Here is a 12,456-nt window from a genome sequence, read left to right as displayed (position 1 = left end):
GAGTGTTTAAAACCAATCAAGGTGAAAGGCGCAGGCGAGAAAAATGAGAATACCTAGGATGAGGACGTCAAATGTTGTGGGGAAAATGATCGTACGAAACCCTTGAAATATCGCAATCGGGAGAACGACTTGGGAGGCCACTGCCCGAATTTGTCTCAGCCAGGGGGGAAGTGTGTAAGGATTGATCTTTTTCAAAGCAAACGCCCTCCTTTTTTATTTTGTTATTATCATATGGGCAAAAAGGCAAAGGGTGCTTGCCCAATTTGTATAAAGAAGAAGAAAAGCGGAAAAGATGATTGACGAAAACAAAAGGCATTTAGTAATATAAATAAAAGATGAGTATGTGCTGATGAACGTGATATATCGTAAGCGTGGATCAGGAAGAGTACAAGCAAGACCCTAAAGAGAGGGAGACCATGAGCTGAAAGGTTTCCTAGGATGTACTTGTTTGGAAGGTCGCCTGTGAGCTTAATTTCTTGAATGAACAAGTAGAGAAATTCGGGAGAACCCCGTTATCCTTTAGAGTGTATGGGACACGTCTATGTGTTCCATGAAAAAAGGTGGTACCGCGAAAAAGCTTTTTCGTCCTTTTATAAGGATGAAAAGGCTTTTTTTATGTTTCATCAGCCGAAAAAATGTGGAGGTTACATAAATGGAAACAAATAATCAAGAAATGCCAACAAAGTACGACCCAAATGCGATTGAAAAAGACCGCTATACGTACTGGCTTGAAGGAAAATTCTTTGAAGCACAAAATGACAAAACGAAAGATCCATATACAGTCGTCATTCCTCCACCAAACGTGACAGGAAAACTGCACCTTGGGCATGCGTGGGATTCTACACTTCAAGACATCGTGACACGTATGAAGCGGATGCAGGGCTATGACGTTCTATGGCTTCCAGGAATGGATCATGCCGGTATTGCGACCCAAGCAAAGGTTGAGGCAAAGCTTCGCGAAGAAGGCGTAAGCCGTTATGACCTTGGCCGGGAGAAATTTGTGGAAGAAACGTGGAAATGGAAAGAAGAATATGCGGACTTTATTCGCAGTCAGTGGGCGAAAATGGGACTTGGTCTTGATTACTCACGTGAACGTTTTACATTAGATGAAGGTCTGAATAAAGCGGTACGCCAAGTGTTTGTTCAATTGTATGAAAAAGGGCTTATCTATCGTGGAGAGTACATCATTAACTGGGATCCAGCGACGAAAACGGCACTTTCTGATATTGAAGTCATTTATAAAGATGTTCAAGGCGCGTTTTATCACTTAAGATACCCACTTTCAGATGGCACGGGTTCAATTGAAATTGCGACGACAAGACCTGAAACAATGCTCGGAGATACAGCCGTTGCCGTGCACCCTGATGACGAACGTTATCAGCATTTGATTGGAAAAACGGTGGTCTTGCCAATTACAGGACGCGAGATTCCAATCGTTGCTGATGACTATGTCGATATGGAATTTGGCTCAGGAGCTGTGAAAATTACACCTGCTCATGACCCGAATGACTTTGAGCTTGGAAATCGCCATGATCTAGAGCGTATTCTTGTCATGAATGAAGATGGCACAATGAATGCAAATGCACTGCAATACAAAGGAATGGACCGCTTTGAATGCCGTAAACAGCTTGTTAAAGATTTGCAAGAAGAGGGTATTTTGTTCAAAATTGAGGACCATATGCATTCAGTTGGTCATAGTGAGCGAAGCGGAGCTGTCGTTGAACCTTATTTATCTACTCAATGGTTTGTAAAAATGCAGCCGTTGGCAGACGAAGCCATTAACCTTCAAAATGGGGACGACCAAGTTCAATTTGTTCCAGACCGCTTTGAAAAGACGTATTTACACTGGATGGAAAATATCCGTGACTGGTGTATTTCTCGTCAGCTATGGTGGGGACACCGCATTCCAGCTTGGTATCATAAAGAAACGAAAGAAGTATACGTTGGACTGGAAGCACCAGAAGATATAGAAAACTGGGAACAGGATAACGATGTGCTTGATACATGGTTTAGTTCAGCGCTTTGGCCTTTCTCGACAATGGGCTGGCCGGATGCAGATAGTGAAGACTTCAAGCGCTACTATCCAACAAACCTGCTTGTTACAGGCTATGACATCATTTTCTTCTGGGTCTCTCGCATGATCTTCCAAGGTCTTGAATTCACAGGAGAAAAACCGTTTAAAGACGTTCTGATTCATGGGCTGATCCGTGACGAGCAAGGACGTAAAATGAGTAAGTCGCTAGGTAACGGAATTGATCCAATGGAGGTCATCGACAAGTACGGTGCAGATTCATTAAGATATTTCTTAGCAACTGGAAGCTCACCAGGTCAGGATCTTCGCTTTAGCTTTGAAAAGGTTGAATCCACTTGGAACTTTGCGAACAAAATTTGGAACGCATCACGTTTTGCTTTAATGAACATGGATGGCTTAACGTATGATGAGCTTGATTTAACTGGAAAAAAATCAGTTGCTGACCAATGGATTTTAACTCGCTTAAATGAAACGATTGAAAGTGTCACACAGCTAGCTGACAAGTATGAATTTGGTGAAGTGGGCAGACATTTATACAACTTCATTTGGGATGATTTCTGTGATTGGTACATTGAGATGGCGAAGCTTCCGCTTTATGGAGAAGATGAAGCAGCGAAGAAAACGACTCGTTCGATCCTTGCGTACGTATTAGATCAGACGATGAGACTTCTTCATCCGTTCATGCCATTCTTAACAGAAGAAATCTGGCAGCATCTTCCGCACGAAGGTGAATCGATTACTGTAGCGTCTTGGCCTAAGGTGAAACCGGAGCTTTCAAACGAACAAGCGTCTGCTGATATGAAACTGCTTGTGGAACTCATCCGCTCTGTTCGTAACATCCGCAGTGAAGTGAATACGCCAATGAGCAAACAGGTGGAGCTTTACATTAAAGCTTCTACATCTGATGTGCAGGAACGCTTAGAGAAAAACCGTTCATATATTGAACGCTTTACGAACCCAAGTGTACTTGAAATTGGTACAGATGTTCCAGCTAGTGATAAAGCGATGACGGCTGTTATTTCTGGAGCAGAGCTCATTCTGCCGCTTGAAGGCTTAATCAACTTAGATGAGGAAATCGCTCGTCTGCAAAAAGAACTTGATAAGCTGACAAAAGAAGTAGAGCGCGTCCAGAAAAAGCTTGGCAACGAAGGCTTTATGAAAAAAGCGCCTGAAAGTGTCGTAGAAGAAGAGCGTGCGAAAGAACGTGACTATGTCGCAAAACGCGAAGCTGTTCAAAAGCGTATTGAAGAGCTGAAAGCATAAGGTTGAAAAGACGGCTCCTAACAAAATGGAGTCGTCTTTTTTGAAAATTTCGGATGAAATGAGAGATGACATTGTTTACAACCTATCATGAAGCCATTGAGTGGATTCACAGTAGACTGGCCTTTGGTGTAAAACCGGGTCTTGAAAGAATGAAGTGGCTGATGAACAAACTAAGCCATCCGGAACAACGCATAAAAGCGGTACATGTTGCAGGTACAAATGGAAAAGGTTCAACGATTGCGTTTACTCGTTCCGTTTTACAGGTAGCAGGCTATTCAGTCGGCACCTTCACCTCCCCGTTTATTTTAACGTTCAATGAACGAATCAGCGTGAACGGAGCACCTATACAGGATGAAGAATGGCTGAGTTTGGTGAATAAAATCAAGCCTTTTGTTGATGAGTTAGATCAAACAGAGCTTGGCGCAGCAACAGAGTTTGAAATCATTACCGCATGTGCGTTTGCTTATTTTGCCGATGTGCAGCAAGTAGACTTTGTCCTATTAGAGACAGGACTTGGTGGAAGACTTGATTCAACAAATGTTGCCGTACCTATCTTAACAGCGATTACGTCGATTGGTCATGATCATATGGCGATTCTAGGTGACACACTTGAACAAATTGCATCTGAAAAAGCGGGCATTATCAAAGAGGGTATTCCGATGATCACCGCAGTTCATCAACCGGAAGCACTTGCGGTCATTCAAAACATCGCAAAAGAAACGAAGGCGGAATGCATTTCATTACAGGATACTTGTACCTTCAGTCATCAGCAGCCAACAGAAACAGGAGAACGATTTACGTTAAGTACATCAAAAAGGCAGTATCCGGAGCTTGAAACAGGGTTAATCGGAACGCATCAACAGCAAAATGCTTCCCATGCTGTTCTACTCATTGAATGGCTGGAGCAAGAAGGCTATATTAGCGTGACAGAAGAGCAGGTATATGAAGGTATTCGGCATGCTGTTTGGGCTGGGCGATTTGAAAAAGTCAAAGATCATCCACCAGTGTATATAGACGGCGCTCATAATGAAGAAGGAATCGACCGTTTAATTGAAACCGTGCAAGCCCATTTTTCTAGTAAACAAGTACATGTCTGTTTTAGTGCTTTAAAAGATAAGCCGTACAAGCAAATGATTCAAAAGCTTGAAACAGTTAGTTCCTCTATCCATTTTGTTTCATTTGATTTTCCAAGAGCTGAATCAGCGGAAAAGCTTTATGCGTGCAGTCAGTTAGAGGCAAAATCTTATGATGATGACCCTCGTACAGTGCTTGAGTTCATTCAGAAAAAAAGTGATGATCCTTCAGCGGTGATCCTTGTGACGGGCTCTCTTTATTTTATTTCAGATATACGAAATCGTATGATCGGGTAACGAAAAGACGCAAATGGCTTTGATGCCTTCTGCGTCTTTTTCTTTTTATATGTGGAAGAGGGGGAAAATCATATTTTCACTAGATGCTTTAGTGGGTAGGGTCATGGTAAAATCCAGTCTATCTTATTACCGGAAGGAGCACCACATATGATTGAGATTTTTCTGTTTCTTGCAGGCATCACGATGGGGTCGTTCTTTCATCTTGTTGGCGAAAGACTGCCAGTGAAGCGATCTATTCTCTTCCCTCGATCTCACTGCACAGCCTGTAAACAGCCGCTATCCCTGCACGAGATGGTTCCGCTCGTTTCTTATGCTGTATGGAGAGGGTCTTGTAAACATTGCGGCATTCGGCTGTCTAGGCTATATCCAATGGTTGAGCTGCTGACAGGCGGTCTTTTTTTGTTCATTTATAGGATCGCTGGTTTTTCGTTTGAAGGTCTTTTTCTTGTGATTCTTTGTAGTTTATTCGTGATTGCTGTCGTGAGTGATCTTCTCTATATGAGGGTACCGAACGAGCTGTTTCTCTTCTTTTTCCCTCTTTTCGTCATATACCGCACGTTGGAACCGCTTCTTATTTGGTGGGAAGGGGCGGCTTCTCTGATTTTTTGCATTCTTTTGTTTTCTAGTTTAGATTATTTTAAGCCGAATAGTATGGGCGGAGCTGATATGAAGCTATTCAGTGTGCTTGCGTTTTGCTTTGGCTTCAAGCCGTTCCTTCTCATGCTTTTTCTCTCATGTATCGCTGGAATGGTTTATGCAAGGGTCTTTTCCTTTCGAGTAAACGAGCCATTCCCTTTTGTTCCTTCGATCACTATTTCTTTTTTGCTGTATCTCTGTGGTGCTCCTGTCTTGTTTTTATTTGGCTAGTCGAAGGGGTGAAAAAATTGGCGAACACTTTTTTGCCCTGCCGACAAAAGTCTTGTTCTTTTTTTTTACTGCTATGGTAAAGTGTGAAACAGAAAGAAGGACGGGTTAAATTCGCGCTGATTCATTGGACAGAAAGGTCTTTCTTACAAACATGTCAGAAAGCGGGGAATGACAGTGAAAAAGAGGCAGGCAAAAAAACAAGGTCTAAAGGTCAATATTAATGGCAAGGAAGAAATGGTACATGAAGATGATCATCAGCCGCCAAAACAGCAAGAGGATCAAGTGACGTTTTCGAATTGGGAGGAAAAGAGACATTCGGAACAGGAGACAGCGGCTTCTCAGGAAGATTCGTCTAAACCGAAAGAAGAAGATTTCCAGTGGGATGATGCTGCTGATCATATTTATCATTCTGATCCAAAAGTCGTCACACCTTATCAAAAGAAAAAAAGCTCCTTTGATCAGAAGTTCGGTAAAAATCGCGGTCCCTTCAAGAGAGTGATGACAACGATTGTGTTTGCGGTCGTTCTTGGGACAGGCCTTGGGGTGTTTGCGCTTAGTTTAAGTCAAGATGGTACACCAAATCCTTCAGGTGGAGATATCAGTGTCTCGGCATCTGGTTCTGAAAATCAATCATCGATGAAAGCTGGTGGGGATGCACCGAATGCAGGTACTACAGATGAATCAAAAGAGAACAAAGATGAAAAAAGTGCCTCTGGCAGTTTATCAACCTTTGTTGTACAGGCTGGGAAATTCTCTTCTGAAAAAGGAGCAGATGACTTAGTTGGCAGTTTAAAAGATGCAGGGTATGCAGGGAAAAAGATTTCCATGGATGATGGATATTATGTCATTGCCGGGCTTGCGACAGAGCAGGGGATGACAAGCGCTGTAGGGAAGAAATTGATTGATCAGCACTTTGAGGCGTGGGGAGGAAAGGAGCTCTCATTTCAAGTACCGGATGAGCTGACTAGTTTAATAGAAAAGGCATCTGTATTATCATCCAAAGTAATTGCAGGTGATGAAGTGGATCAAAAGGAAGTCACGCAGCTGATTTCTGAGCTTGAAAGTGCCAAAACAGAGGATGCACCGGCTAAAAGCAGTTTGCTGAAAGCTGTGCAGCTATTAAATGACCCAACCGCTGAAAACGGCTGGAAATCTCAGCAGGCATTGCTTGATCAATTAAATACGTAAAATCATTTTTTAAGAAACGAAACTAGTCAAAAAATGACTAGTTTTTTTCTTTTGCATCCAACATAATGATGAAGGTACATGAAAAATGAATTTTCGTAAATTGTCGGTAAGATGTACATTTGCTAGGATGAATGGGTATCTTACTTCTTAGGCTAAACCCTGAAAGGATGAACAAACATGAACCAATTGATTCTCGCATCGCAATCACCTAGAAGAAAAGAATTGCTTGATCTAGCAGGGTTTTCTTATGACATTCAAGCAAGTCATTTAAAAGAAGAAATAAATCGAAACCTTTCCCCTGCTGAGAACGTCCAATGGTTGGCAGAACAAAAAGCAAATGATATTCAAAGATTAAATCCCAAAGCTGTGGTCATTGGTGCAGATACAATTGTTGCAATTGACGGCAAATGTCTTGGGAAACCAAAAGATAAGAAAGAAGCGGCTTTTATGCTTCAATTATTATCAGGAAAGACACATCAAGTCTTGACGGGTGTCACGGTTCAGTCAGAGAATAGAAAAGAAACATTTTATGAACAGACAGAAGTGACATTTTGGACGCTGACTCAAAATGAAATAGACCGCTATATTGATACGGGTGAACCCCTTGATAAAGCGGGAAGCTATGGCATTCAAGGGAAAGGCGCACTGTTTGTTCAAAAAATAGATGGTGATTATTTTTCCGTTGTCGGTCTACCTATTGCGAAAATAGTCAGAGTGCTTGAAACCTTTGGAATCACCCCTTTTTGAAGACAGGAAGGAATTCTAAAAGGAGTGGTCACCCTGAACGATTTCCCTATGCTGCTAAAGCATCTCCCTCATGATGAAAAACCGAGAGAACGATTTATCAAATACGGACCCAGCAGTTTGTCAAATCATGAACTTGTTGCGATCCTTCTAAGAACAGGCACAAAAAAAGAATCAGTTCTCCAAATTTCTGCAAGACTTCTGCAAACATTTGGCGGTCTTCGCTCTGTAAAAGAAGCCTCAATTGAAGAAATGTCGAAGATTCGAGGAGTTGGAAAGGCGAAGGCGATTTCTCTTTTAGCTGCTTTAGAACTCGGCACTAGATTACACCATCAAACGACGGATAACCGCTATGTGATCCGCACACCAGAAGACGGAGCGAATTTTGTGATGGAAGATATGAGGTTTTTACAACAGGAGAATTTTGTTTGTTTATATCTGAATACTAAAAATCAAGTTCTTCATAAACATACTGTGTTTATTGGAAGTCTGAACTCATCCATCGTTCACCCGCGTGAAATTTTCAAAGAGGCCTTTAAACGTTCGGCCGCTTCATTTATATGTGTGCACAACCATCCATCTGGAGATCCGACGCCCAGCAGGGAAGATATTGAAGTTACACAACGACTTTTTGAATGTGGAAAGCTGATTGGAATACAGCTGCTTGATCATCTGGTCATAGGTGATCAAAAATTTGTGAGTTTGAAGGAAAAAGGGTATTTGTAACACTTTTTTTTTCAATGTTTTACGATATAATAGAGTTTATGAGTTTTTCCCTAAAGGGAATTTTGGTTTAAGAAAGGAAGATACATACATATGTTTGGAATTGGTACAAAAGACCTTGGAATAGATCTTGGAACAGCGAATACGCTTGTTTTTATTAAAGGGAAAGGCATTGTTGTAAGAGAACCTTCGGTCGTAGCTTTGGAAACTGATACGAAGTCTATAGTGGCGGTTGGAAATGACGCGAGAAACATGATTGGCCGTACACCTGGTAATATTGTGGCACTTCGCCCAATGAAAGACGGAGTTATTGCAGATTACGAGACGACAGCAACAATGATGAAATATTACATTAATCAAGCATTAAAAGGCAAAGGGCTTTTTGCTCGTAAACCTTACGTGATGGTATGTGTACCATCTGGTATTACAGCTGTAGAAGAGCGTGCAGTTATTGATGCAACAAGACAAGCTGGTGCACGTGACGCATACCCGATTGAAGAGCCATTTGCTGCGGCGATTGGTGCTAACCTGCCTGTATGGGAGCCAACAGGAAGTATGGTTGTTGACATTGGCGGCGGTACAACAGAGGTAGCCATTATTTCTCTTGGCGGTATTGTGACATCACAATCAATCCGCGTGGCAGGAGATGAAATGGATGATGCGATCAGTAGCTACATCCGTAAAACGTATAATCTGATGATCGGTGATCGTACGTCAGAAGCTATTAAAATGGAAATCGGTTCTGCGCAGCCTGATGTACATGATGAAATGGATATTCGGGGCCGTGACCTTTTAACTGGTCTGCCAAAAACAATCTCGATTACAGCAGATGAGATTGCAAAAGCGCTTCGCGATACAGTGGAAACAATTGTTGATGCGGTGAAAATGACACTTGAAAAAACTCCGCCTGAGCTGGCAGCAGATATTATGGACCGTGGAATCGTCTTAACTGGCGGCGGTGCATTGCTTCGTAATCTTGACAAAGTCATTAGTGATGAAACGAAGATGCCAGTCATTATTGCTGAAGACCCGCTTGACTGTGTGGCAATCGGAACAGGAAAAGCACTAGAGCATATTCATTTGTTCAAAGGAAAATCAAAAGATAATCGATAATCGGGCGTAAATAAAGAGGTGTAAGACATGCCGCAGTTTTTTATGAATAAAAGATTAATGTTGCTCCTTGTCTGTGTCATCGTACTGGTGGCCATGATTGGTTTTTCAGTGAAAAGCGGCAGAGGTGCTTCATGGCCGGAAAAATTAGTGGGGGATACGACAGGCTTTTTTCAAGGTGTCTTTCATAAACCATCACAATTTATCGCCGGTATTTATGGGAACGTACAAGATTTAAAGAACACATACGATGAAAACGAACGTCTTCGAAAAAAACTTGATGGACAAACCCAATATGAGGCGAAGCTTCAAGAACTAGAAGATGAGAACAAAAAGCTTCGCAAGCAGCTCGGTTATGTGAACTCTATTCGTGATTATACGCCAATTCTATCAACGGTTATCGCTAGAAACCCGTCCCTTTGGGATAGCTTTGTCATGATTGATAAAGGGAAAAAACAAGGCGTTGACAAAGATATGGCGGTCACAAATGAGAGTGGTGCGTTAATTGGGAAAATTGAAAGTGATAAGCTCAACAATTTTACTTCGACTGTAAGGTTGCTAAGCTCTACTGACCAAAATAATAGAATTTCAACGAAAATTTTTGCGAAAAAGGGCAAAGAAGAACTCAACGGAATTATTAACGGCTACGACAGTAAGAAAAAAATGCTGACAATGAATATTCTGAAATCTGATGCAGATGGAGATGTCAAAAAAGGAGATCTTGTTGAAACATCTGGAGCAGGGGGCGTATTCCCTCAAGGCTTGACGATTGGTAAGGTGAGTGAAATCGAGCCAGATCATTACGGCCTGACAAAAATCATTTATGTAGAACCAGCGGCTGAACTCAACAATTTAGACCGCGTGATTGTGGTGAACCGCAGCTCAAGTACGGCAGATGCATCTGAATTGACGAAGGAGGAAGGCTCGTGAGACGTGTCCTTCTTGCTTTCGTCATGTTGTTTATCTTCGTATTTGACAGTATTTTTGTCGATCTAGTGAAGCTCCCATTTGTTACAGACAATCAAATTTTAGCTCCTCATTTCATCTTACTCGCACTTGTATTTATGACGGCTTTTGTGAATCAAAAATATGGTGTGATTTTCGGTTTTATCTTTGGACTTTTATATGATATTTCGTATACAGGCATACTTGGTGTTCATATGTTTGGCTTTGGAGCGCTCTGCTATTTGCTAGCGAAAGCCTTTAAAGTTTTGCAAACGAATATGTTAGTGGTCGTCTTTCTGTCGATTATTGCTGTTTCTGTGATGGAGTTTTATGTATACGGCGTTCAAGCGACAATTCAACCAGGGATTATGCCGTTTAATACGTATGTCATCGAACGCTTTATTCCAACGATTCTTTTAAATACTGCTGCGTCTCTCATACTTGTTGTACCGCTTAGGCTCTTTTTCATCAATATGAAACAAGGACTGATCGACGAATAAAAGCAGGAGTTTGTCCAAATACGGCGAAATGAGTATGTTGTTGAGGTGAGCATCTTGAAAACTCAAAAACAGCAATATGTGACAATAAAAGGTACAAAAAACGGATTAACATTACAGTTAAATGATGACTGTTCGTTTGATGACCTTCTTTCTGGCTTGCGAGAGGTTCTTTTACTTGAGCAATATACAGATGGAAGGGAAGGTCATAAGGTTAATGTGCATATTAAGCTTGGTTTTCGGTATTTAACAGAGGATCAGGAAATGCGTTTGACTGAAGCAGTCTCTGAAAATGAACATCTCGTCATTCACTCTATTGAAAGTGACGTCATGTCAACTGAAGAGGCGAGACGATTAAAAGCAGAGGCCGAAATTACCTCTGTAGCCAAAATTGTGCGCTCTGGACAGGTACTGTATGTTGAAGGAGATCTCTTATTAATAGGAGATGTCAATCCTGGCGGAACGATTCGTGCAGGGGGGAATATTTTTGTGCTCGGCGCTTTAAAAGGCGTGGCACATGCTGGATGTAATGGGAATAAACAAGCTGTCATTGCGGCATCTCGTATGATTCCAACACAGCTTCGCATCGCACAAGTGTTTAACCGTGCACCAGATCAAAAAGAAGATGGAAATGAAATGGAATGTGCTTATTTAGATATAGATGGCAACATGATCATTGAACGCCTGCAGCAATTGGCTCATATAAGACCTAATCTGACAAGGCTTGAGGGAGGAATGTGAAATTGGGCGAGGCTATTGTGATTACCTCAGGAAAAGGCGGCGTTGGCAAAACAACAACATCTGCAAACTTAGGCACAGCACTAGCAATTCAAGGGAAAAAGGTGTGTCTAGTTGATACCGATATTGGCCTTCGGAATTTAGATGTCGTGATGGGGCTTGAGAACCGCATTATTTATGATCTAGTCGACGTAGTAGAAGGAAGATGTAAAATTCACCAAGCGCTTGTAAAAGATAAGCGTTTCGAGGATCTTTTGTATCTTTTACCCGCTGCTCAAACAAGCGATAAAACGGCTGTAGAACCAGAGCAGATCAAAGAATTAATTCAATCATTGAAACAAGACTTTGATTATGTCGTCATTGATTGCCCTGCTGGAATTGAGCAAGGCTTTAAAAATGCTGTATCTGGTGCAGATAAGGCAATTGTCGTGACGACGCCTGAGATCTCAGCTGTGAGAGATGCCGACCGTATCATCGGCTTGTTAGAACAAGAAGATATCGAACCACCTCGTTTGATAGTCAACCGTATTCGTACACACATGGCGAAAAGTGGCGATTCAATGGATGTGGATGAAGTTGTCCATCACTTATCGATTGATCTTCTTGGCATTGTCGCTGATGATGACGACGTGATTAAGGCTTCAAACAATGGTGAACCGATTGTCATGGATGCTAAAAATAAAGTCTCGATTGCATATCGTAATATCGCCCGCCGCGTACTAGGCGAATCTGTTCCACTTCAATCATTTGAAGATGAAAACAAAGGAATGTTTGCTAAGCTGAAAGCATTTTTTGGTGTAAGAGCTTAATAAACATTCAGGTAAGATGAGACCGATTCGATCAGAATCGGTTTCAGCGTGTAGACAAACCCTCGCATTCGTTGTCAGGTCTGCGCGCTGGTGCTCACGAATGTTCAATTCGCTCTGCGCCAGTGCTCGCCCTTCCTAGACTTCAAAGGTTTTCTATCACGCTGAAAAGA

General features: G+C 41.9%; 12 protein-coding genes and 1 other annotated feature. Of the genes, 11 read left to right on the top strand and 1 reads right to left on the bottom strand.

The genetic code is table 11. The annotated features are described in order from the left end of the window. Positions 1-6: 6 nt before the first annotated feature. Positions 7-195 (bottom strand): hypothetical protein, encoded by a 189-nt coding sequence (locus MKY18_RS12545; protein ID WP_003216497.1) that lies wholly within the window; start codon positions 193-195, stop codon positions 7-9. 168 nt (positions 196-363) lie between these two features. Continuing rightward, positions 364-593 (top strand) — a binding site (T-box leader). 59 nt (positions 594-652) lie between these two features. Here MKY18_RS12545 and MKY18_RS12540 point away from each other — a divergent pair. From MKY18_RS12540 to minD, 11 genes are all read left to right on the top strand, one after another. Beyond that, positions 653-3,295 carry a valine--tRNA ligase gene (locus MKY18_RS12540; protein WP_342497529.1) on the top strand — a complete coding sequence of 881 codons (2,643 nt, stop codon included), beginning with the start codon at positions 653-655 and terminating at the stop codon, positions 3,293-3,295. Positions 3,296-3,360: 65 nt separating this feature from the next. Beyond that, positions 3,361-4,665 (top strand): folylpolyglutamate synthase/dihydrofolate synthase family protein, encoded by a 1,305-nt coding sequence (locus tag MKY18_RS12535; protein WP_342497528.1) that lies wholly within the window; start codon positions 3,361-3,363, stop codon positions 4,663-4,665. Between the two features lie 147 nt (positions 4,666-4,812). Next, positions 4,813-5,532 (top strand): A24 family peptidase, encoded by a 720-nt coding sequence (locus MKY18_RS12530; RefSeq protein ID WP_126740772.1) that lies wholly within the window; start codon positions 4,813-4,815, stop codon positions 5,530-5,532. A gap of 168 nt (positions 5,533-5,700) precedes the next feature. After that, entirely contained in the window at positions 5,701-6,720 is a 1,020-nt protein-coding gene (locus tag MKY18_RS12525) for an SPOR domain-containing protein (RefSeq protein WP_106065691.1), read from the top strand. Between the two features lie 177 nt (positions 6,721-6,897). Beyond that, a complete protein-coding gene (locus MKY18_RS12520; RefSeq protein ID WP_065098531.1) occupies positions 6,898-7,467 on the top strand; it encodes a Maf family protein in 570 nt (189 codons plus the stop codon). 48 nt (positions 7,468-7,515) lie between these two features. Next, entirely contained in the window at positions 7,516-8,190 is a 675-nt protein-coding gene (gene radC, locus MKY18_RS12515) for a DNA repair protein RadC (protein WP_044139998.1), read from the top strand. 90 nt (positions 8,191-8,280) lie between these two features. After that, positions 8,281-9,300 carry a rod shape-determining protein gene (locus MKY18_RS12510; RefSeq protein ID WP_003216532.1) on the top strand — a complete coding sequence of 340 codons (1,020 nt, stop codon included), beginning with the start codon at positions 8,281-8,283 and terminating at the stop codon, positions 9,298-9,300. 27 nt (positions 9,301-9,327) lie between these two features. Beyond that, complete coding sequence (mreC, locus tag MKY18_RS12505) at positions 9,328-10,227, top strand: rod shape-determining protein MreC (RefSeq protein ID WP_003216396.1); 900 nt, start codon at positions 9,328-9,330, stop codon at positions 10,225-10,227. Further along, the gene (mreD, locus tag MKY18_RS12500; protein WP_217012257.1) at positions 10,224-10,742 is read left to right on the top strand and encodes a rod shape-determining protein MreD; all 519 of its coding nucleotides are present in this window, start codon (positions 10,224-10,226) and stop codon (positions 10,740-10,742) included. The genes mreC and mreD overlap by 4 nt, the downstream gene beginning before the upstream one ends. Before the next feature lie 54 nt (positions 10,743-10,796). Beyond that, positions 10,797-11,480 (top strand): septum site-determining protein MinC, encoded by a 684-nt coding sequence (gene minC, locus MKY18_RS12495; protein WP_034661644.1) that lies wholly within the window; start codon positions 10,797-10,799, stop codon positions 11,478-11,480. Between the two features lie 2 nt (positions 11,481-11,482). Continuing rightward, positions 11,483-12,286 (top strand): septum site-determining protein MinD, encoded by an 804-nt coding sequence (gene minD / locus MKY18_RS12490; protein WP_003216504.1) that lies wholly within the window; start codon positions 11,483-11,485, stop codon positions 12,284-12,286. Positions 12,287-12,456: the final 170 nt, after the last annotated feature.

Source organism: Bacillus sp. FSL R7-0672, from assembly GCF_038601465.1.
In the GTDB taxonomy this organism is placed as follows: Bacteria; Bacillota; Bacilli; order Bacillales; family Bacillaceae; genus Bacillus; species Bacillus pumilus.
Note: the sequence above shows the minus strand (reverse complement) of the source record. Positions and strands in the feature narration are given on the sequence as shown.